This is a genomic window from Nesterenkonia sp. NBAIMH1 (assembly GCF_007922635.1).
GTDB classification, from domain to species: domain Bacteria; phylum Actinomycetota; class Actinomycetes; order Actinomycetales; family Micrococcaceae; genus Nesterenkonia; species Nesterenkonia pannonica.
Genome location: NZ_CP042335.1, coordinates 18,500 through 38,499, shown reverse-complemented (window position 1 = coordinate 38,499; position 20,000 = coordinate 18,500). Strand labels below are relative to the sequence as shown.

At 66.2% G+C, this 20,000-nt stretch carries 17 protein-coding genes, 1 tRNA gene and 1 riboswitch; of the genes, 16 read left to right on the top strand and 2 right to left on the bottom strand.

Going from position 1 to position 20,000, the window contains the following annotated elements; all coding sequences use genetic code 11:
* Positions 1 to 5 precede the first annotated feature (5 nt).
* From FS388_RS00180 to murF, 14 genes are all read left to right on the top strand, one after another.
* Positions 6 to 1,064 carry an NAD(P)-dependent alcohol dehydrogenase gene (locus FS388_RS00180; protein ID WP_146338453.1) on the top strand — a complete coding sequence of 353 codons (1,059 nt, stop codon included), beginning with the start codon at positions 6 to 8 and terminating at the stop codon, positions 1,062 to 1,064.
* 120 nt (positions 1,065 to 1,184) lie between these two features.
* Entirely contained in the window at positions 1,185 to 1,715 is a 531-nt protein-coding gene (orn, locus tag FS388_RS00175) for an oligoribonuclease (RefSeq protein WP_256369565.1), read from the top strand.
* 114 nt (positions 1,716 to 1,829) lie between these two features.
* Positions 1,830 to 1,902: transfer RNA gene (locus FS388_RS00170), tRNA-His, on the top strand.
* Between the two features lie 291 nt (positions 1,903 to 2,193).
* Positions 2,194 to 2,964 carry an Ltp family lipoprotein gene (locus FS388_RS13095; RefSeq protein ID WP_246836229.1) on the top strand — a complete coding sequence of 257 codons (771 nt, stop codon included), beginning with the start codon at positions 2,194 to 2,196 and terminating at the stop codon, positions 2,962 to 2,964.
* 71 nt (positions 2,965 to 3,035) lie between these two features.
* The gene (locus FS388_RS00160; protein WP_146338450.1) at positions 3,036 to 3,857 is read left to right on the top strand and encodes a DNA-formamidopyrimidine glycosylase family protein; all 822 of its coding nucleotides are present in this window, start codon (positions 3,036 to 3,038) and stop codon (positions 3,855 to 3,857) included.
* Positions 3,858 to 3,938: 81 nt separating this feature from the next.
* The gene (gene mptB / locus FS388_RS00155) at positions 3,939 to 5,609 is read left to right on the top strand and encodes a polyprenol phosphomannose-dependent alpha 1,6 mannosyltransferase MptB (RefSeq protein WP_168198536.1); all 1,671 of its coding nucleotides are present in this window, start codon (positions 3,939 to 3,941) and stop codon (positions 5,607 to 5,609) included.
* Complete coding sequence (gene mptB / locus FS388_RS00150) at positions 5,602 to 7,317, top strand: polyprenol phosphomannose-dependent alpha 1,6 mannosyltransferase MptB (protein ID WP_146338447.1); 1,716 nt, start codon at positions 5,602 to 5,604, stop codon at positions 7,315 to 7,317. Before mptB (FS388_RS00155) ends, mptB (FS388_RS00150) begins: the two co-directional genes overlap by 8 nt.
* A complete protein-coding gene (locus FS388_RS00145) occupies positions 7,314 to 8,642 on the top strand; it encodes a glycosyltransferase family 87 protein (protein WP_146338444.1) in 1,329 nt (442 codons plus the stop codon). Before mptB (FS388_RS00150) ends, FS388_RS00145 begins: the two co-directional genes overlap by 4 nt.
* A 12-nt stretch (positions 8,643 to 8,654) precedes the next feature.
* The gene (locus tag FS388_RS00140; protein ID WP_146338441.1) at positions 8,655 to 9,659 is read left to right on the top strand and encodes an AEC family transporter; all 1,005 of its coding nucleotides are present in this window, start codon (positions 8,655 to 8,657) and stop codon (positions 9,657 to 9,659) included.
* Between the two features lie 165 nt (positions 9,660 to 9,824).
* Positions 9,825 to 10,043 (top strand): hypothetical protein, encoded by a 219-nt coding sequence (locus tag FS388_RS00135; RefSeq protein WP_146338438.1) that lies wholly within the window; start codon positions 9,825 to 9,827, stop codon positions 10,041 to 10,043.
* A gap of 114 nt (positions 10,044 to 10,157) precedes the next feature.
* A complete protein-coding gene (chrA, locus tag FS388_RS00130) occupies positions 10,158 to 11,387 on the top strand; it encodes a chromate efflux transporter (protein ID WP_146338435.1) in 1,230 nt (409 codons plus the stop codon).
* Between the two features lie 94 nt (positions 11,388 to 11,481).
* On the top strand, positions 11,482 to 13,200 hold the full coding sequence (locus FS388_RS00125; RefSeq protein ID WP_146338433.1) for a gamma-glutamyltransferase family protein: 1,719 nt from the start codon (positions 11,482 to 11,484) through the stop codon (positions 13,198 to 13,200).
* A 39-nt stretch (positions 13,201 to 13,239) separates the two neighbouring features.
* Positions 13,240 to 13,333, top strand: a riboswitch (TPP riboswitch).
* The gene (thiD, locus tag FS388_RS00120) at positions 13,325 to 14,164 is read left to right on the top strand and encodes a bifunctional hydroxymethylpyrimidine kinase/phosphomethylpyrimidine kinase (RefSeq protein ID WP_146338429.1); all 840 of its coding nucleotides are present in this window, start codon (positions 13,325 to 13,327) and stop codon (positions 14,162 to 14,164) included. Its footprint overlaps the riboswitch before it by 9 nt.
* A 197-nt stretch (positions 14,165 to 14,361) precedes the next feature.
* Positions 14,362 to 15,807 carry a UDP-N-acetylmuramoyl-tripeptide--D-alanyl-D-alanine ligase gene (murF, locus tag FS388_RS00115; RefSeq protein ID WP_168198535.1) on the top strand — a complete coding sequence of 482 codons (1,446 nt, stop codon included), beginning with the start codon at positions 14,362 to 14,364 and terminating at the stop codon, positions 15,805 to 15,807.
* Positions 15,808 to 15,823: 16 nt separating this feature from the next.
* On the opposite strand, the gene FS388_RS00110 is transcribed toward murF, so the two are convergent.
* A complete protein-coding gene (locus FS388_RS00110; protein WP_210410204.1) occupies positions 15,824 to 16,732 on the bottom strand; it encodes a GTP pyrophosphokinase family protein in 909 nt (302 codons plus the stop codon).
* Positions 16,733 to 16,788: 56 nt separating this feature from the next.
* A complete protein-coding gene (gene eda / locus FS388_RS00105) occupies positions 16,789 to 17,436 on the bottom strand; it encodes a bifunctional 4-hydroxy-2-oxoglutarate aldolase/2-dehydro-3-deoxy-phosphogluconate aldolase (RefSeq protein WP_146338425.1) in 648 nt (215 codons plus the stop codon).
* 140 nt (positions 17,437 to 17,576) lie between these two features.
* On the opposite strand from eda, the gene FS388_RS00100 reads away from it, so the two are divergent.
* Both FS388_RS00100 and FS388_RS00095 read left to right on the top strand, forming a co-directional pair.
* Entirely contained in the window at positions 17,577 to 19,016 is a 1,440-nt protein-coding gene (locus tag FS388_RS00100; protein ID WP_146338422.1) for a gluconokinase, read from the top strand.
* Positions 19,013 to 19,963, top strand: coding sequence for a phosphoglycerate dehydrogenase (locus FS388_RS00095; RefSeq protein WP_146338418.1), 951 nt, complete (start codon positions 19,013 to 19,015; stop codon positions 19,961 to 19,963). Before FS388_RS00100 ends, FS388_RS00095 begins: the two co-directional genes overlap by 4 nt.
* Positions 19,964 to 20,000 lie beyond the last annotated feature (37 nt).

The window sequence follows — 20,000 nt, the reverse complement described above, 5'->3', positions numbered from 1 at the left end:
CACCCGTGACACTGGTATCTGCCTATGTAGCTGAGTCCGCCGAATCACCCCTGACCCTGGGGACCATCGAGCGCAGAGAGCCCGGCCCGCACGATGTGCAGATCGACATCCACTGGTCCGGCATCTGCCACTCGGACATCCACACCGCCCGCGGCGAGTGGGGCCCAGCACCGTACCCACTTGCCGTCGGCCACGAGATCGCCGGTGTCGTCACAGCCGTGGGCGAAAAGGTGAGCCGTCACCAGGTCGGCGACCGTGTGGGCGTGGGCTGCATGGTCAACTCCTGCCGTGACTGCGAAGCCTGCCAGGCGGGGTTCGAGCAGCACTGCGCCAACGGAATGGTCGGCACCTACGGCGCTGAGGACCATGACGGCACCATCACCCAGGGCGGCTACTCGGGGAGCATCGTCGTCACGGAGGACTTCGTGCTGACCATTCCCGGGTCCCTGCCGTTCGAGGAGACTGCGCCCCTGCTGTGCGCCGGCATCACGACCTACTCCCCGCTGAAGCACTGGGGTGCCGGGCCGGGCAAGAAGGTGGCCGTGGTCGGTATGGGCGGCCTGGGCCATATGGCGGTGAAGATCGCCCACGCCATGGGCGCTGAGGTGACGGTGCTGTCGCAGACGCTGAGCAAGAAGGAGGACGGCCTGCGCCTGGGCGCCTCCGATTACCGGGCGACGAGCGACGAGTCCACCTTCACGGACCTCCGCAACCAGTTCGACCTGATCCTCAACACAGTCTCCGCCAGCGTGGACCTCAACGCGTTCCTGAGCATGCTCCGCTTCGACGGTGCCCTGGTCAATGTGGGTGTGCCCGATCAGCCCCTGAGCATCGACACCGGCACGCTCTTCACGAACCGCCGGGCGATGGCCGGCTCCATGATCGGCGGCATCGCTGAGACCCAGGAGATGCTGGACTTCTGCGCCGAGCACAGCATCACACCCGAAGTGGAGATCATCGATGCTTCGCAGGTCAACGAGGCCTGGGAGAACGTGCTGGCCTCAAAGGTCCGATACCGCTACGTCATCGACATTTCGACGCTTCCGGAACCAGCAGAGGTCTGAGGAGCGGCCCGGGGGTGCGGCAGCGTCATCGTTGACTACAGTGTTCCCGTGACTGCGAACAACACTTCTTCTGCGAGCAACACCTCTGACAAGACTCCCGGGGGCGACTGGTCCGGGCGGCTGGTATGGATCGACTGCGAGATGACGGGACTTGTCCCTGAGCGGGACGTCCTCCTCGAGGTCGCTGCGCTGGTCACCGACTCAGAGCTCAACATCCTGGGGGAGGGCGTCCAAGTAGTCATCAAGCCGGAGTCGGGCGCGCTGGATGCCATGGGTTCCTTCGTGCGGCGGATGCACACAGACTCGGGCCTGTTGGATGAGCTGGAGTCGGGAGTGAGTCTGGACGAGGCCGAGTCGAGGGTCCTGAAATACGTGAAGGACTGGGTGCCCGAGGCGAACGCGGCCCCATTGGCCGGCAACTCGGTTCACGCCGATAAGGCGTTCCTGCGCCTCGGCATGCCGCAGCTGATGGAGCATCTGCACTACCGGATCATTGATGTGTCCACTATCAAGGAACTGGGCAGCCGCTGGTATCCGGAGCAGTATGAGGGCCGCCCGGCGAAGACGGGCAACCACCGCGCGTTGGGTGACATTCAGGACTCCATTGATGAGCTGAAGTACTACCGGGAATCTATGTTCCGACAGGACTAGTCCGTCCGGGAAAGACCGCCGGATCCGCATCAGCGCGCCGATGTGCCGGATCGGCGTCCAAGTTGTATGATGTATTGGTTGCTTTCGGAGGGAACACCTTCAAAGAAGCATATGGTGGGTGTAGCTCAGCTGGTAGAGCATCGCGTTGTGGTCGCGAGGGTCGCGGGTTCAAGCCCCGTCACTCACCCCGAACGAACGAGGTTCGAACGTTCGTCCAAGGAAACGCCCTTGGATGAGGTTCGGGCCTCGTTCTCGTTGGGGCCGCTTCGCCGCGGCCGCGACAGGCATCAAGGTCCGTTTGGTGACCGCGCACTCCGGCATTGCGTGAACCGCGCTGGTCGCACGCAACTCCAGCTTCTTCGGCCGGGTCAATCTGTCGGCCCCGCTCCCGGTGAGCAGACGCCTCTTACCCTGCGGGACGGGACAGGTGCGGCGAGCCGGGATAGAGTGTGACTCAAATCACATTCATGGAGGGGTCATGTCCGAGTATCCAGTCCAGCCAACCGAGAAGCTCTCCCTGTGGCAGCGGTTCAAACGGTGGCCGCTCATTGCCCGGGTGGCAACACTGGGCTGCGGCGGGCTCGTGGTGCTCGTCGGGGGCCTCATAGCCCTCGGAACGATGATTCTGATCATTGACCCGGACGGTATGGAGGAGATCCGGGCGGAGCAGGAGCAGGAGCGCGAAGAGCAGGAAGCTCTTGATCGCGCCGCGCAGGAAGCGGAGGAGGAGGCTCAGCGGGAGGCGGCGGAGGCCGAAGCAGAGGAAGAGGCCCGGCAGCAGGCTGAAGACGAGGCAGAGGCAGAGCGTGAGGCAGAGGAGGAGGCCGAGCGCCAGGCTGAGGAAGAGGCGGAACTGGCGGCCGAGGAGGAAGCCGAGCGTGAAGCCGAGGTCCAGCGGGAGCGCGAGGAGCAGGAAGCTCTCGAAGCCGAGCAGCAGGCGGAGCAGGAAGCCGCAGATGCAGAGACCTCCGGGCAGAGGAACGCCAGAGGTTCAGCCGAGTCCTACCTCGCGTTCATGGGCTTCTCACGGTCAGGCCTGATCGAACAGCTCGAATTCGAGGGCTACAGCCGAGAAGATGCAGAGTATGCCGTCGATGCGGTGGACCCTGATTGGAACGAACAGGCTGTGCGGTCTGCCGAGTCCTACCTGGAATTCATGTCCTTCTCACAGCAGGGGCTGATCGATCAGCTCATCTTCGAAGGGTTCACCCCTGAGCAGGCTCAGTACGGCGCCGACGCAGCGTACTGATCAGCGCTCCCGGTCCATGCCGCGCCGTGATCCTGAACTACGCTGTCGGGCACGGGAAGGAGCCGTCCACTGTGCCTGAGGGAGATACCGTCTACCGCCACGCAGCCCAGCTGCGCGAAGCCCTAGCCGGACGCGTCCTCGAATCCACCGACTTCCGGGTGCCCCGCTACGCCACCGTCGACCTCAGTGGGCACACCGTCGACGAAGTGATCTCACGGGGAAAGCACCTCATCATCCGCGTCGGGGACACCACCATCCAGTCCCACCTGAAGATGGAAGGGCTCTGGCACACCTACACCAGCACCGGCCAGCAAGCCCCGCGGTGGCGGCGGCCCGCCCACACCGCCCGCTGCGTGCTCACCACCGCAGAGACCCAAGCCGTCGGCTTCTCCCTCGGCGAGCTCCGCGTCCTCACCCGCGAGCAGGAGGACGACCTGCTCTCCGGGCTCGGCCCCGACCTCCTCGGCCCCGACTGGAACCACGACGAAGCTCGCCGCCGCATGCTGGAAGAGCCCCAACGCAGCATCGGGGTTGCTCTCCTCGACCAGCGCAACCTCGCCGGCGTCGGCAACGTGTTCCGCAGCGAAATCTGCTTCCTCGCCCGGCTCAGCCCCCTCACACCCGTCGCCGAAGTCCCCGACCTCGACCGCATCATCGAGCTCTCCCACCGGCTGCTCACCGTCAACAAGCTCCGGCCCCGACGCGCCACCACCGGCGACGCCGTCTCCTCCATCAACTACTGGGTCTACGGACGCGCGAAGAAGACCTGCCTGCGCTGCGGCACACGGATCCAACGCTCCGAACTCGGCGAGGAGGAGCTCCGGGAGCGCGCCATCGAAGACCGCTCCATCTACGTCTGCTCGCACTGCCAACCCGCCTGGATCCCCGCCTGACAGAGTCAGCGTGCGTGAACACTCCACAGGCGGGACCTCGAACACAAGAGCTTCGGCTGGACCCCCGGTAGGATATGGACAATGACGAGCCCGACGTCCGAACGCGCCCCGTACGTGCTCTCGGGCACCCGGGGACCGCTCGTCGAAGGGCTCATCGGCTCCCTGCTCATCCTCCTCGGATCATTCGGGGTCGGCTGGCTCATCACCGCGTCGCCCATTGCACGCATGGACTGGGTCATCAGGCTGCGCACCGAATCCGACGGCGTCATCCTCTCCACGGTGATCCTCACTCTCGGATGCTGGATCATGTTCCGAGCCTGGCTCCGGCTCGGCAAAGCCCTGGGCGAAGCCACACTGCACCAGCAGCAGGACGACGTCGCCACGCAGAACCACCCCGCTGACGGCAGAAGCAAAGTCCAGTGGCCGCCGGGGGCCCTGAAGACCGTCAACATCGCAGTGGCCCTCTGGAGCCTGCCGCAGCTGATCGTCGTGCCGATCTTCTCCCGGGACGTCTTCGCCTACCTCAACCAAGGCCGCCTCGTCCTCGCCGGGCAGGATCCCTACGTCTCCGGGGTCTCAACCCTCGAGAACTGGTTCCACCTCGGCACCGACCCCCTCTGGGCAGAAGACGAAACCCCCTACGGCCCCCTCTTCCTCTGGATCGAAGCCGCCGTGATGCGCATCGCCGGGGACGCCCCAGACCTCGCGATCCTCCTCTTCCGACTCGCCTGCGTCGGCGGCGTCGTGCTCGTCATGATCTACCTGCCAAAGCTGGCCGTGCTGCACGGAGTCGACGGCGCGCGTGCCCAATGGATCGCGATGGCCAACCCTCTGCTGATCATCAGCTTCATCTCCAGCGCCCACAACGACGCCCTCATGATCGGCTTCGCCCTCGCCGGGGTCTGGTATGCCGCCCACGGCCGCGGAGTCCTGGCGACCTCACTGATCGTCCTGTCCATCGGCATGAAGCCCATCACCCTGGTGCTGCTGCCCTTCATCGGACTGCTATGGGCCGGACCGGGCTCCGACTGGGCCAGGAAGTTTCGCTGCTGGTTCGCCACCGCCGGCCTGGCCGGCGCCATGCTGTTCGCCATCGGCCTCGCCCAGGGGTACGGCTTCGGCTGGGTCGAAGTCATGGCCGGCACCGGCACCGGTGCGGTCTTCTGGTCCCCTGTCGGCATCGCCGACGGGCTGCTCTCCGGGGTGCTCAGCAACCTCGGCCTCACCCACTACTGGACCCTCGACACCCTCCAGCTCATCGGCCGCCTCACCAGCATCCTCGTCGTCCTGTGGCTGATGTTCCGCGGCCGCGACGACCGCATCACCCAACGCATGATGTGGGCCTTCACCGCCCTAGTGGTGTTCTCACCCATCATCCAGCCCTGGTACCTGCTCTGGCTGCTTCCCCTGTTCGCCATCACCGGGATCAGGTCGAACTGGCAGCTCAAATGGGTCGCCTTCACCGTCGCCTTCTTCCTCACCTTCGGCGCGGCCGATCAGCTCTCTATTCACCAATTCCTCGGCCTCGATCAGCAGATGGAGATGCTCTCCCTCGCCATCTCATACACCTGCCTGGTGGTGCTGGCACTGGTAGACCCCGGAACCCGGTGGCTCATCTGGACCGGATGGCGCCGGCCGCAGCCTGCCGCCGATCAGACCGGGGTCCACCCCGTCGTGGGGAAAGTCTCCGACGCGACACCCGACCACCCGCAGCCCCAGCCCGCTCGACACGAGCCGGAGTCCAGTGCCTGACGGACGGTTCTACCCGAAGACCGGACCCATCTCGACCATGGGCGCCCCCAAAGAGCCGCAGGGGTTCCGGATCACTCGCGGCGTCAACGCCCTGAGGCGATGGATGAGCGGATTCCTGCTCACCCGGTGGCTCATCGGCGGACCCGAGGGCCAGGCGTCCCACACCATGCGCCAAGGCCTCCTCGCTTCCCTGATGATCATGGTGGGCTCATGGGGGGCCGGCTGGATCCCGATGCACGCGGCCGTCGCCGTTCACCCGGCCGTCCTCCCGCTGCGCACCACCGACGAAGGAGCCATCACCTCCGCGATCCTGCTCGTCATCGGTGCGCTGCTGCTGATGCGCTCCTGGCTGCGGCTCGTCCAGCGCATCGACATCCGCGGCCCCCGGGCCGTGCCCGCCATGCGGAAGGCGCTGATCATGTGGAGCGCACCCATGCTCCTGTGCCTGCCGATCTTCTCCCGCGACGTCTACTCCTACATGGCCCAGGGACGCGTGCTCCACGCCGGGCTCAACCCCTACGAATCAGGGGTCTCCGAACTGCCCGGCTGGTACGCCGAAGGCGCCGACGGCCTCTGGGCCGAATCGCCGTCCCCCTACGGGCCGCTCTTCCTCATCATCGCCCAGACCGTCTGGTATGCCACAGATGGCAGCCCCGAACTGGGCATCCTGGCCTTCCGCGCCCTCTCCGTCCTCGGCGTCATCCTCATGGTCACCTACATCCCCAAGCTGGCCTCCGCCTTCGGCGCGCGCCCCGCATGGGCAATATGGCTCTGCCTGCTCAACCCCCTGAGCCTCATCGTCTTCATCCCCGCAGCCCACAACGACCCCCTCATGATCGGGCTGGTGCTCGCCAGCGCCTGGTACGCCCTCAGGCGCCGCCGCCTCGCCGCCGTCCTGCTGATCACCGCCGCCGTTGCGGTGAAGCCCATCGCCATGGTGCTGCTGCCGTTCATCGTCCTGCTCGCCCTGCCCGACACCCGCAGCTACCTCCTTCGCATCAGAGAATGGGCCTTCGGCGGCGGCCTCTCCGGGGCGCTGCTCATCGGCGGGGGACTGGCCCTCGGAGTGGGCCTGGGATGGTTCACCGCCGCCCTCTCCGCAGGATCCGCCGTGATGCAGGCGGCCCCCGTCGGGCTGACCGGCATCGGCATCGGCGAACTCGCAGCCCTCATGTCGGACCTCGACTCCGACGCAGTCGCCGTGACCGTCTACGACCTGGCCCGGCTGCTCTCCGCCCTGGTGCTCGCAGCCATCCTCCTGAAGCCCCGGCTGGGCAACCCGATGCTCTGGTCGGCCTATGGACTGACCGTGGTGGTGCTGGCCTCCTCCGTCATTCAGCCCTGGTACCTGCTCTGGCTGCTGCCCCTCTACGCGGTGGTCCACTCCTACCGCGGACGTGTGATGACCGGGATCATCCTGCTCATCACCGTGGTGGTGCTGCTGGCCATCGTGGGTCAGCTCTCCGTGCCCCAATGGATGGACCAATGGGCAGTCCGAGGGGCCGCCGGCGGCGTCGGCGCCCTCTACCTGGTCTACCTCGCGGTCTTCGACCCCTCCACCTCACGCATGTTCACCTTCCGCCACCGTTCCGAACGCTGGAATGCCGCCGACGGGTGGCTGAAGCTGAGAGAATTGTCGACGCCCGAGACCTCCTGGCGGGCGGCAGACATTCACCAGGGGACCTCTGAGCAGAAAGCCAGTACGTGAATCTGAGATCCAGACTGCTGTGGGGGCTGCTGGCCGCCGCAGCCGTGGGGGCAGCCCTGTCCCTGCTCGCCGTCCAATGGTGCCGCGTCAACGGATGGACCGACCCCGACCAGCACCTGGCCATGTGCTACTCCGACTTCGCCCTGCTCTACGGCGAGCGCGGCCTCGCCGACGGACTGTTCCCCTTCGTGGACGACGTGCCGGACGGTCAGGTGATGGAGTATCCGGTGCTGATCGCTGTGGTGGCCGGATTGATGGCCGCGGCCGTGGATCTCATCATGCCCGGAAGCGGGGCCACCGATGCCCGGACGCTGGCCTTCTATGACCTCAACCACCTGGCCGCCGTGGCCTGCTGGGTCGGGGTGGTGCTCATCACCGCCCTCTCGACGACCAGGTCGCGACGACGTGACGCCCTGATGGTGGCGCTGGCCCCGGGGATCATCCTTTCCCTGTCGATCAACTGGGACATGTGGGCGGTCTTCCTCGGCGGAGCCGGTCTGCTGCTCTGGGGTCGGGGACGTCCCGGCTGGGCTGGTGTGCTGCTGGGTCTGGGAGCGGCGATGAAGCTCTATCCTCTGTTCTTCCTCGGAGCGATCCTGGTGCTCGCCGTCCGCGCCGGGAGAATCCGTGACCTCGTCGTCGTGCTGATCACCGGCGTGGCCTCCTGGTTGGCGGTGAACCTGCCGTTCATGCTCACTCAGTTCGACCAGTGGGCGACCTTCTACCGGTTCTCCTCCGAGCGGGAGGTCAGCTTCTCGTCCATGTGGCTTGCCTTCACGTGGCTGCCCTTGGACGGGGAGGGCTTCAGCCTGCTGTCCAACGGCCTGTTCCTGATCTGCTGCCTGGCCATCGCATGGCTGGGTTGGGCGGCTCCGCGCCGGCCGCGCGCTGCCCAGCTGTGCTTCCTGATCGTGGCGAGCTTCATTCTTTTGGGCAAGGTCTACTCGCCGCAGTTCGTGATGTGGCTGATCCCACTGTTCGTGCTGGCGCTGCCCCGGGTGAGGGTCTTCATCATCTGGATGGCCGTCGAGGCGTTCCACTGGGCGGCGGTGTGGCTGATGAGCGCGAAGATCACCTCCGGCGGTGAGATCGGCGGCGGACACCACCTCATCGAGGTCGCCTACGGCACAGGCATCGCAGCGCACATGGCCGCAGTCATCTGGATCATGGTTCTCGTGGTCCGGGACATCCTCCGCCCCGACAGCGATGTGGTGCGTGCCGCCCACGGCGGTGAGGACCCGCTAGCGGGAACCGTCACCGGCCGCCAGGACGTCTTCACCCTCCCGGGCCGGGGCCAGCCGGCCCGGCTGAGGCTGCAGTGGTGAGGGTGAGGGCGCATGCTTGAAATGCTCACTGTGATCGGCCCGATGTTTCTGGTCATCGTGGCCGGCTTCGGCTCCGGGTTCATCCGCCGGTTCCGTCAGGCCGGGCCGCACCTCAACGCCTTCGTCTTCTTCTTCGCCCTGCCGACCTTCGTCTACACAGCGATGGTCACCGCCCCGCCGGTCGACGAGTATCCAGTGATGGCGATGGTCATCCCGCTGGTGGTGACCCCGGTGCTCTCTGTGCTCGTCTATGTGCTCGCCCGGTGGATGACTCGTTCCCGCGTCCCCGCTGGTGCGGCCCCGGACGCCATGGCCGCCCCCACCTCCCTGTCGGCCACCTTCGGCAACGTGGGGTATTTCGGCATCCCCATCAGCATCGGCGTGCTGGGCCCGGAGGCTGGGCTGGTCGCCGGGATCGTTCACACGCTGCACAACATTCTGTACATGAACGGCTACCCGCTGGTCCGCACCACCGCGAACACGCTGCGGGCCTCCGGGGGAAAGCTGGGCAGCATCGGCGAGCTGTGGGCCAAAGTGGTCTGGCCGATCCTCAAACGTGCCGTGCTGCTGAACCCTGTCATGCTCTTCATCGCTTTGGCGCTGCTGGTGGTGTTCACCCCCCTGCAGATGCCCACCCTCTTCGACGAGCCGGTCGCGCTGCTGGGTGAGACGGCCGTCCCGCTCGCGCTCTTCTGCGTGGGCCTGGCCCTGCACCCCGCCCTTGAGGGCGTGCGCAGCGGCGGCGTGCCGAAAACACCGATCGCTCTGGCTACCGTCGTCAAGCTCATCGCACTGCCGGCCGCCACATGGTTGGCGATCCTGCCGTTCTACGACTCCATCGGGCCGATCTGGGCCGGGGTGCTCATCATCATCGCGGCTACACCGTCCTCCACTACAGTGTTCCTCTTTTCCGAAGAGTATGACGGCGACGGCCGACTGGCTGCGGCGATCCTCGTCGCATCCACGGCCCTGAGCCTGATCACTCTGCCCCTGATCGCTGAGTTCATGCTGACCTAGGCCATGAGAAAGAGATAGCAGCGACGCTGGGCGTCGCCCGACACAATGGCCAAGTCTCTGGCCCCAGATTCAATAAACTGGCGTCGTGAATGAGCATGGGATTCCTCGTTATGGTCGACCGGGAGAGCATTGATCTATGTCCACATGGGAGGAGCAGACAACGGGATGAGCAGCACGCCAGACGTCAGGCCCGTGGGTGACCTTCCCCATTCGATGGGAAAAACGGCAACTCGCGAGCTGCAGCGTGCAGGAATAGATTCTCTGCAGAAGGCCAGTGCGTATACCGAAGGAGAACTGCTGGCCATTCATGGTGTGGGGCCCAAGGCCATCCGCATCATGAAAGAGACAATGGAGGAGAAGAGCCTCATCTTCCGCGAGGGCTAGGCCCCGGGCAGATGGCACGCACCCGCGCCTAGTCCGATCCTTCTGCCTCTGATCGCTGAACTGCAACTCGTGTAGTTTTCTTGGTGTTCACCTTGGCCCGATGGGATGGAGCGCATGTCTGAGCCGTCCGACCAGAAGAGCCCTCCGGCACCTGCCGGCAGCGTGCTGGAAGTCTTCCTGATCTTCCTGCGCCTGGGCCTCACCAGCTTCGGCGGACCCGTCGCTCACCTGGCCTACTTCCGTGAAGCCTTTGTGGAGCGGCGCAGATGGCTCACCGACAAGGCCTACACAGACCTCGTCGCCCTATGCCAGTTCCTCCCCGGGCCCGCCTCCTCCCAGGTAGGTATGGCCCTGGGCCTGCACCGGGCCGGCGCCGGAGGCATGCTCGCTGCCTGGGTCGCCTTCACCCTGCCCTCCGCGGCGCTGATGATCGCCTTCGCCTACGGGGTCACCGCAGCCGGGGACCTCGCCGAAGCCGGATGGGTGCAGGGGCTGAAAGCCGCAGCCGTCGCCGTCGTCGCCCACGCGGTGCTCGGCATGGCCAAAACCATGACGCCCGACGCCGCACGAGCCACCATCGCAGCCCTCGCCGCCGGCGCGGTCCTGCTCTTCCCGCACCCTCTGGTGCTGGTCGCCGCCATCGCAGCAGCCGGTCTCATCGGCCTGGTGTGGCTGCGCCCTGAGCCGCAGACCCGCACCGCTGAGGATGCCTTCGCCGTCAGCATTCCCCGATGGGCCTCCTGGACGGCCATAGGAGGATTCTTCCTGCTCCTGGCAGGCCTGCCTCTGCTGATCTGGGCAGGGGCCGCAGGCCCGGCAACCGTCGCGGACACCTTCTACCGGGCCGGCGCACTCGTCTTCGGCGGCGGGCACGTGGTGCTGCCCCTGCTGCAGGCCGAGACCGTTGAGACCGGGGTGGTGGATCCGGACGTCTTCCTCGCAGGCTATGGCGCCGCCCAAGCGATGCCCGGCCCGCTGTTCAGCTTCGCCGGCTTCCTCGGCGCCGCACCCGACGCCGGCGGCACCGACGGGCTGCTCGGCGGAGTCATTGCACTGGTGGCGATCTTCCTGCCCGGGGCCCTGCTCATCATCGGGTGCCTGCGCTATTGGGAGCGCCTGCGGTACAACAACACCGCTCAGCGTGCCCTGCTGGGCTTCAACGCCGGGGTCGTCGGCATCCTCGGCGCCGCACTCTATGATCCAGTCTTCACCGTCGGCGTCCTCGAGGTGGGAACCCCGGCGCTGATCATCGCCGTGCTGGCATTCGTCGCGCTGAACAGCTGGAAGGTTCCCGCATGGGCCGTCGTGCTCGCGGCCGGTCTGGCCGGATGGGTGCTTCTCTGACGGTGCGCGCGTTCCGGTCCGAAAGGCGGCACCTATACACTGCTGGGCATTGCCCGATGGACTGCACAGCTGAACGCATGGAAGGGTCGCGAAGATGCCGAGACCACAGCCGAAGACCGCCGGGCTGAGACTCAGCGCCGCCGCCGCGATGATCGCACTCGTGGGAGTCTCGTGCGGGGCGCCCGAGGAGGAGCCCGCCGAAGAGCCTGTCGAAGAGCCGGACAGCACCGACGAGGCCGACCCTGGCCAGGACCTTGACGAGGACGCGCCCGACGCGGAGACCGAGGAGACCCAGGAGGAGGACACCGGGGACGAGGAGCCGGAGGACGAGCCCGCCCTGAGCCAAGCAGGAGTCAGCGCCGGCCACCCGCTCGCCGTCGAGGTGGGGGAGCAGGTCCTCGCCGATGGCGGCAACGCCGTCGACGCCGCCATCGCGGTGGCTTTTGCCGTGGGCGCCGTGGAGCCGCCGGCCTCCGGGATCGGCGGGGGAGGGTCGGTGATCCTCGCAGGGCCCGACGGGGAGCCCGTCTTCTATGACTTCAGGGAGGTCGTGAACAACGACGGTGAAGTGCCCGACTCCTCCACCGGGATTCCCGGCTTCGTCGCCGGCATGGGACAGCTGCACGAGGACTACGGGACCCGAGAATGGGCCGAGCTGCTCGAACCCACACGGGATCTCGCTGAGGAGGGCTTCGAGGTCAGCGACTACCTCTCCGATCGCATCGGCGGCGGCATGGGCCCCGAATACCTCGCCGAGCTGGAGGCCTTCAGCCCTGGAGGATCACCCCTGGAAGCTGGAGACCAACTCGTGCAGCCAGACCTCGCCGAGACGATGCAGCAGCTGATGGACAGCGGCTGGGAGGACTACTACACCGGTGAGCTAGCAGAGTCCGTGGCCAGCCAGGTGGAGGGCATCGACGCCCAGTCGCTCGCCGACTACGAAGTCGTTCAGGGCGAGCCGGTCACCGGGTCGTTCGGCGAGTACGAGATCGCCTCCTCCGCCCCCTCGCTGCCGGGTGTGGCACTGATACAGATGCTGCAGATCGCGGAGAGCCGCGGCATCGATCAGATGGAGCCCGGCTCCGCCGAGTACATCGACACCCTCTCCGAGGCATGGGCCGTCGGGGAGGAGACCATGCAGACCGAACTCGGCGATCCCAACTTCGTCGACATCGATGCCAGCCGGTTCACGGACCCGGGCATGAACGCCCAGGCTGACCTCTCCGGCACTGGACCCGCGTCCGGCGACCCGGACAGCTCCGCGCCGAACACCACTCACCTCGTCGTGGTCGACGAGGACGGCCTCACCGTGTCAATGACGAACACCGTCACCGACTTCTGGGGCTCCGGTCAGGGCGTGGACGGCTACTTCATGAACAACGCGCTGCTGCGCTTCGACACCTTCGACTCGGAGCAGAATCAGCCTGAGTCCGGGCGTCGTTCTGCGACCTGGTCCAACCCCACCACAGTGCTCGATGAGGAAGGTCGTCCGATCATGCCCATCGGCACCCCCGGGGGCGCACAGATCCTGCCCGCGACCGCCCACGTCCTCATCCTGCGATACCTTCACGACTACAGCCCCCAAGAGGCAGTGGATGCTCTCCGGTTCCGGGGCGCCGAGCCTTCCCTCTACCTGGAGGAGGGCCACGACGAGGAGCTCTACGAGGAGCTGGCCCAGGAGGGCTGGGAGCCGGAGCAGTGGGACGCCGCCAGCTTCGGCTCTGTCCAGCTGCTGGAGATCGACTACGAGACGGGCGAGCTGACCGGCGCGGAGGACTCTCGGCGCGACGGCTCGTTCTCCATCCTGGAGTAGGCTGGAACGGCCGGCGCCCCGGATGGGCACGGCTCAACGCTGAACACCTCGGGGTGCCCGCGTCATCGGGCTGAGAGCACACCCGCAGAACCTGTGAGTTAGTACTCGCGAAGGGAAGGTCGCCATGAGCTCCTCTGCACCTGCAATTCCGAATGTCCTGTCCATCGCCGGCACGGACCCCACGGGCGGGGCAGGCATCCAAGCTGATCTGAAGAGCTTCTCAGCCTTCGGTGCCTACGGCATGTGTGTGGTGACGGCTCTGGTCGCCCAGAACACCCAAGGTGTGCGGGAGATCCACGCACCACCGGTGAGCTTCCTGCGCGCCCAGCTCGATGCGGTCTCCGATGACGTCCGCGTCGACGCGGTGAAGACAGGCATGCTCGGCACAGCCTCGATCATCGAGACCATCACCTCCTGGTGGGAGGACACCTACCCAGAGGGTGAGAGGCCCGCGCTGGTGGTGGACCCGGTCATGATCGCCACCAGCGGAGACCGGCTGCTGGAGAAGGACGCGGAGCGGGCCCTGATCAGCTTCCTGACTCATGCCGACCTGATCACCCCCAACGCCCCGGAGCTGGCACTGCTGGCCGGCGCCGACGAGGCAGAGACCACTGACCAGCTGGTGGAGCAGGCGGAAGCGGTCGCGGACACTCACGATGTGGTGGTCCTCGCCAAGGGAGGCCACCTGACGCAGAGCGCCATCGTCGACACGTTGGTGTTTCCCCTCGGCGCCCAGGGGCGACCCGCGTCCTACAGCCTCAGCTCGCCCAAGGTGGACACGAAGAACACCCACGGCACCGGATGCTCCGTGTCGGCAGCCTTCACGGCCCTGCGCGCCGAAGGACTCTCATGGCAGGACAGCCTTGACCGGGTCAAGCCCTGGGTCACTGCAGCTCTGCAGCAGGCTGACCAGCTCGACGTCGGCCGTGGAAGCGGACCGATCCACCACGGGGCGAAGTACTAGGAGTCGCCTCCTGAGGGGCAGGCCGAGCGCAGGCGCCGGGCGCGACTCTGATCGCCCAACCCATGCAGTGCGGCATGAAGGCCACTCGCACATGAATGGGGCACAATGACCTCACCTCTTACAGGAAGGGTCGTCCGATGGCAGCCTTCTCGCGTCGAAAACCGCCCCATGTGGTCACACTGTCCCGACCTGATCGAATGACGGTGGCAGACGTCATCGAGGCGCTCGATGACACCGTGAGCTTCGAGTATCGGGGAAACACCGAGCAGCTGTTCCGTGGTGCGGCCACGTCCCTCCGCCGAGGAGAGGTCCGCCGAAGGTTCTGGGTGGTTCGGGACCGTGACTGGACGCGACGCCGTCGGGACTTCTATCGGGGCTCTGCGTCGAGCGCCGAGGGAGATCTTGCCGCGGCGATCGAATGGGGAGCCGAAGGCGTCATCTGCGGCCCGGAGTACAAGGACTCACCACTGCTTGAAGGCATGAACGTGTTCTTCACCCCGAGCACGATCGACTTCACATGCCGACTCATTGAAGCGCAGCGACGGCTGATCCGGGGACGCCGGACTATTGCCGTGACCGGATCAGCGGGGAAGACCACGACGACGGCGATGATCGCCCATTGCCTGCAGGCTCTAGATCCTGAAAGCTCGATCCAGCACAACGACCGGAACCGGAATTTCCTGCACTGGGCGCTTGCCTACCAAACCCGCACGCACCGGTACGCGCACTCAGTGCCCGAAATATCCGGAGCGGCCCTCTCCCACGATTGGGACCACTATGCGATCTCACCGGATGTGGCGATCGTGACGTCCATCGCAGAAGCGCATCTTGCGGCCCACGGCGACCTCGCTGGGGTGGCCAGAGACAAGTCGAACATCTTCAAGAGCCCCCCACCTGACGGTGCAGCAGTCATCAACATTGACACCCCGTACTCAGAGGTTCTCGTCGCCACGGCGCAATCTGAGGGTGCCAAGCTGATCACCTACGGCGAAAGCCCCCACGCTGACCTGCGCCTCAAAGACTATGACCTGGCAACAGGCAGAGTGCGCGCCAGCATTGGCGGGTCAGAGGTTGAATACACGCTCTCCGCCAAGGGTAAGCACCTTGCGATGAACAGCCTGGCCACACTGGCCACGCTCAGAGATCTGGGCCTCGACTGGCAATCCGGCATGGCGTCATTGGAGTCGTTCGTACCGCCGGTCGGCAGAGGCCAAGAAGCGGCCGTTCCGCTGCCCGGCGGGGGAGAGTTCACGCTCCTTGATGGGTCCTACAACGCCAACCCGGCATCGATGCGGGCCGCTTTGGCGAGTCTGGGGGAATCGGCTCCGCAGAGCCGGCGAATAGCGGTCCTGGGTGACATACTCGAGCTGGGCACGCACTACGAGGAGGTCCACCAGTCCCTCGTCCCAGACATCCATGCCGCTCACCTCGACAGCCTGCATCTTGTCGGAGAGAACATGCACGCGATGCAGCGCGGCAACCCGCACCTCGCTTCCGACGTCCAGTGCTGGTCAACCGTCGAGGAGCTCATATCCCACCTCCCCTCAACCCTGCGGCCCGGAGACGTCGTCCTCATCAAAGGCTCGGGCGCGACCGGCCTGAAGGCTCTGGCCGCCCATTTCCTCACATCAGGCAGCTCATGAACGACAGCGCGGACTGCTAGTTCGCCGAGGGTCGCGGGGGAGTGCCCGGGTTCTCGAAGGTGCCGCGTGTGGGGCCAGGGGTCCTAGGACGTTCGTGGGGGTCGATGTCCTCCCAGTTCCACACCGGGCGGCCCTCATCGGAGAACCACTGGGCCGGGTCCGGCTCATCAGCCCGTGGTGCCTGCTGACGCAGGGCGGTGACCTTGTCCCGAATGTCTGCCATCTGGGCATCCAGCGCGGATGCCTTCTCGGCGGCGTCGCGCAGCTCGTCGAGGATCTCGGAGGGCACCTCACCCTCATAGGTGTAGTAGATCTTGTGCTCCAGCGAGGCCCAGAAGTCCATCGCGACGGTGCGGATCTGGACCTCCACGTAGACGAACTCCGTCCGGTTGGAGAGGAACACCGGCACCTGAAGGATCACGTGGAGAGACTGGTAGCCGTTGAGCTTGGGCCTGTTGATGTAGTCCTTGACCTCGACGACGCGCAGGTCAGGCTGCGAGCAGAGCATCTCCGCGACCCAGTACGCATCGGAGACGAAGCTGCAGGTGATGCGGATGCCGGCGATGTCTCGGATGCTGTGCCGGATGGACTCCAGGGTGGGCTCGCACCCGTACCGGTCGGTCTTCTCCAGGATCCGCTCCAGGGTCTTCAGCCGGTAGTTGACGTGCTCAATGGGGGAGTAGTCCCGGGTGTGCTCGAACTCTTCGCGCAGCACGTTGATCTTGGTCAGGACCTCGTCCATCCCGAACTTGTAGTGCAGCTGAAACTCTGTGAGCTGCCGGCGAATGTCGATCATCCGGTCCAGGTGACTGCCTGACCCTTTGGAGTCGGCGTTGGTGGTCAGCTGGTCCAGCAGCTTGCGGTACGGGTTTCCCGCACCGCCGAGGGCCTCATCGGGTGAGGTGAGTGCCTGAGTTGGCTCCATGGCCATGATTCTCTCCCGATTGGGGTGCGAATGTGAAGGCTGTCTGCGCTGAGCGGTCAGCCGCGGATGTGCGACACAGCCGCCGATGCCTCAGCTGACAGGCGGCGAATCCGGTCAAAATCCCCGCCGCTCAGGGCCTCCTGAGGGGTGATCCACGTGCCGCCCACGGCTCGCACCTGTTTCAGGCTCAGGTACTCCTCGAGGTTCTGCAGATTCACACCCCCTGTGGGCACGAAGGTGACGTCGCCGAATGGTCCGGCCAGCGCACGAAGGGCCGCCGCACCGCCGGAGGCTTCCGCCGGAAAGAACTTCACGGTGCGGATGCCGTGCTCCATGGCCGCCTGGATCTCGGTGGCCGTGACTGCTCCCGGAAGCACGGCAAGTCCGTGGTGCTGGGCGCGTTCGATCACTCGCGCCGATGTGCCGGGAGAGACCACGTACTTCGCGCCGGCCTCTGCGGCGGCGTCCACCTGCTTCTCGGTGATGACCGTGCCCGCACCGATGAGGGCCTCAGGGTGGGCCGCGGCGGCTTCGGCGATCGCCTCGGCCGCAGCAGGGGTGCGAAAGGTGATCTCCGCGGCGGACAGGCCGCCCTCGGCGAGCGCCTGCACCATCGGTGCGGCGTGGGCTGAATCCTCGACGGTCACAACGGGGATGACGCCTATGGCTGCGAGGCTGTCGAGGAGTGTGCTGCTGGAGGACATCGTTGGCCTTTTCTGTGTTGCACTTCACTTTTTCGCCGAAATGATCATACCATTGGAGGTGCTGTGCAGTGCCGCGAGTCTCGTGCCGCGGACGCGCAGCGCAGACCTTTCCGGCTCGGCAGACTCAAGGATGCGACTGCATGAAGATTCTCGCGCTCGAAGCGAGCACCACCTCAGCCAAGTCGATGCTCTTCGACACAGAGACCCAGGAGAGCGTGGTCGAGACCCGGCGCTTCGAGGTGGACGGCCCGGACACCTCGGTGCGCAACGCCGAGAGCATCTACTCCCAGCTGATGGCCTTAGGCCGTGAAGCTGCCGTGGGCCAAGAGGTCGGCCTCATCGCGCTCTCGGGGACCTGGCACGGCCTCACAGTGCGCGACGCGCAGCTCGCCGAGATCTCGCCGGTGCAGGAATGGTCCTACGCCGGGGCTCAGGACCTGTGCGCGGGGCTGAGGGAGGATGAGGAATTCACCGAGTGGTTCTACCGGCGCACCGGATGCATGGTCAACGCCATCTACCCCGCCTTCAAGCTGATGCTGCTCAGGCGCACCGGCGTCGACATCTCCGGGGGTCTGGCGCTGGATCAGAGCAGCTACACGTTCGCGCGCATGACGGGCTGGCGGGCCACCAGCGTCTCGCAGGCCTCTGGCACAGGCCTGCTGAATGCGGAGACGTGCGAGTGGGATCAGGAGATTCTGCGGCGGCTCGGCCTGGAGGATGTGAAGCTGCCCGAACTGGTCGGCGCCGAGGCCACCGCCCCGCTCAATGCCGAAGCAGCCGCACTGCTCGGGCTGGAGCCCGGGGCGGCTGTGCTGATCCCTGGTCCCGACGGCGGCATGAACCAAGTGGGCAACGCCGCCACCAGTCCGGGCGAGATGACCTTCTCCATGGGAACCTCCGGGGCGCTGCGCCTGGCCGCTGAGGCACCTGCCTTCTCACCACGGATGAGCACGTGGTCCTACCGCTCCCCGGTGGGATGGCTCTCAGGGGCAGCAGCCTCTGGGTGCACCAACTGTGTGGACTGGGCCAAGGATCGGCTGTTCGAACCGGGCACCACCTACGCAGACATCGAGCCGCAGCTCTCCGAGCAGCCGCGGGACCTGCCCCTGTTCATGCCGTTCCTCTTCGGCGAGCGATGCCCCGGCTGGCAGGATCAGCGCCGCGGAGGGTTCCTTGAGCTGCACCCCTCCCACACTCGGGCTGATCTCTACCAGGCGGTGCTGCACGGAGTGACGCTGTCGCTGTACCACTGCTATCGGGAGCTCACCGACCTCAACGGCACCCCCGACCGCATCATCCTCTCCGGGGGAGTGCTCTCCTCACCGTTCTGGACGCAGCTGGTCGCTGATGTCTTCGGCACCCCCATGGAGCTCTCTGAGCTTCAGCACAGCTCCGTCGTGGGTGCGGTGAGGATGGGGCTGCGGGCATCAGGCATGGATGAGGATCAGCCTGCCTTCCGAGAGAACAATCGGGAGGTCGTGAGGCCGCGGCCAGAGTTCGCCGACTACTATGCGGCTGAGTTCGAGCGCTACCTCGAAGGCTACAGCCGCACCCACCCGTCGAAGGAGCCCATCCTGTGAAGCTGCTGATCACCCCTACCTCCCTCTCCCGACAGCCGGATCACCCGGCTCTGGATGTCCTGCGAGAAGCAGGGGCTGAGCTTGCGTTCAACCCTCACGGGCGCCCCATGACCCCGGAGGAGCTGGCGGTCGCTCTGCAGGGCGTGAAGGGGGTCATCGCAGGGTTGGACGAGTTCTCCGCAGAGACGCTGTCCTCGGCTCCGGAGCTGCGGGTGATCGCCCGCTACGGGGTGGGCTACGACAGGATCGACCTCTCTGCCGCCCAGCAGGCAGGGATTCGGGTGACCAACGCCCCGGGCGCCAACGGGCATTCGGTGGCGGAGCTCGCCTTGGGCCTCATGCTCTCGACAGCACGACAGATTCCTCAGACGTCGGCGGCCGTTGCGGCCGGGGAATGGCCGCGATTCCAGGGCATTGAGCTGGCCGGCCGGACCCTCGGGGTCCTGGGCATGGGCTTCATCGGACGATCGCTGGCGTCGATGGCAGCCGGAATCGGCATGGAGGTCCGCGGCTTCGATCCGGGGCTGACGGATGAGCAGATGGTCAGCCTGGGCGTGACCCCGGCGGGGCAGGAGGAGATCTTTTCCCAGTGCCATGTCATCAGCCTGCACATCCCTCTGAACCAGCACACACGCGGCCTGGTGTCTGCGGAGAGGATCGCTGTTATGCCGCGGGGCGGGATCATCATCAACACCGCCCGGGGCGGACTCCTCGATGAGCAGGCAGCGGTCGAGGCTCTGGACTCCGGGCAGCTGCACGGCATCGGGCTGGATGCGTACGAGAGCGAGCCGCCCACTGGTTCTCCGCTGATCGGCCACTCCAAGGTGGTGGCCACCCCGCACTCGGGGGCGCACAGTGAGGAATCAGTGGCGCGCACCGCCTCCGCAGCGGTGGAGAGCCTCCTGGCGGTGCTGCGCGGCGAGGAGCCTGCAGGCGCCATCGTCTGACGCTCCGCCGGCGCCCGGCGCACCCCCAGGGGCCGAC

Bases quoted from the DNA above. Each gene is read 5' to 3' on its own strand.
- FS388_RS00140 (WP_146338441.1), top strand. From the start codon at position 8,655: ATGCTTGAAATGCTCACTGTGATCGGCCCGATGTTTCTGGTCATCGTG.
- FS388_RS00110 (WP_210410204.1), bottom strand. From the start codon at position 16,732: ATGGAGCCAACTCAGGCACTCACCTCACCCGATGAGGCCCTCGGCGGT.
- eda (WP_146338425.1), bottom strand. From the start codon at position 17,436: ATGTCCTCCAGCAGCACACTCCTCGACAGCCTCGCAGCCATAGGCGTC.
- murF (WP_168198535.1), top strand. From the start codon at position 14,362: ATGACGGTGGCAGACGTCATCGAGGCGCTCGATGACACCGTGAGCTTC.
- chrA (WP_146338435.1), top strand. From the start codon at position 10,158: ATGTCTGAGCCGTCCGACCAGAAGAGCCCTCCGGCACCTGCCGGCAGC.
- mptB (WP_168198536.1), top strand. From the start codon at position 3,939: ATGACGAGCCCGACGTCCGAACGCGCCCCGTACGTGCTCTCGGGCACC.
- FS388_RS00135 (WP_146338438.1), top strand. From the start codon at position 9,825: ATGAGCAGCACGCCAGACGTCAGGCCCGTGGGTGACCTTCCCCATTCG.
- FS388_RS00125 (WP_146338433.1), top strand. From the start codon at position 11,482: ATGCCGAGACCACAGCCGAAGACCGCCGGGCTGAGACTCAGCGCCGCC.
- FS388_RS13095 (WP_246836229.1), top strand. From the start codon at position 2,194: ATGTCCGAGTATCCAGTCCAGCCAACCGAGAAGCTCTCCCTGTGGCAG.
- FS388_RS00100 (WP_146338422.1), top strand. From the start codon at position 17,577: ATGAAGATTCTCGCGCTCGAAGCGAGCACCACCTCAGCCAAGTCGATG.
- thiD (WP_146338429.1), top strand. From the start codon at position 13,325: ATGAGCTCCTCTGCACCTGCAATTCCGAATGTCCTGTCCATCGCCGGC.